General features: G+C 40.5%; 1 protein-coding gene. It reads right to left on the bottom strand.

Annotation, left to right across the window (positions count from 1 at the left end; translation table 11 throughout):
* Positions 1-297: 297 nt before the first annotated feature.
* Positions 298-565 (bottom strand): hypothetical protein (locus KCG35_RS26125; RefSeq protein ID WP_215822859.1); only part of this gene is annotated, 268 nt, incomplete at its 5' end.

Genomic DNA, 565 nt, shown 5'->3' with positions numbered 1-565 from the left:
AAACTCTTTTGACTTTAATGGTATAAATAGCTCTTCTATTGGCGATGACTTCTTGCACTTACTACAGCTTTTCATATCCTGACAGCCATGTGTGATTCCCCTTAACCCTTGATTTCTGAGGTGAGGGGTTGCATTTCTTTGTTTGAACTAGGCACATCTTTTACCAGAAAACCTTATAATCCTAAAGTTCATACAGTTCATTACCTTCAATGTAGAAGGGAACAATCAATCTAGCACCATATGAAGAGACTCTGGGGAGAGTTAGTGGGGTTACTGTAACCTACCTTGGTAAAGCGGCTAGATACAATAGACCGAGCCGATTAAAAAGCCAGCAAATACTAGCCATTGGATTATTACCGGTACTTTAGGAAAATGATTATGTAGGTTATAAAGCGCAGAAGCATCACCCGCTTTTGCTCGCTTATAAGTGGTATACCTTTCGACCCCTGACGCCACTAACAAGACAAGTATCATTATGTAGGCGGCTGGTTTTGAATGCACTTTTGCCACATATAATGCTAATCCAACCCAGGCAACGCCTAAGATTGAAGCAATCACTTCTTTT

This window comes from Zooshikella harenae, from assembly GCF_018837975.1.
Classification (GTDB): domain Bacteria; phylum Pseudomonadota; class Gammaproteobacteria; order Pseudomonadales; family Zooshikellaceae; genus Zooshikella; species Zooshikella harenae.
This window is presented reverse-complemented; position numbering and strand designations above follow the sequence as displayed.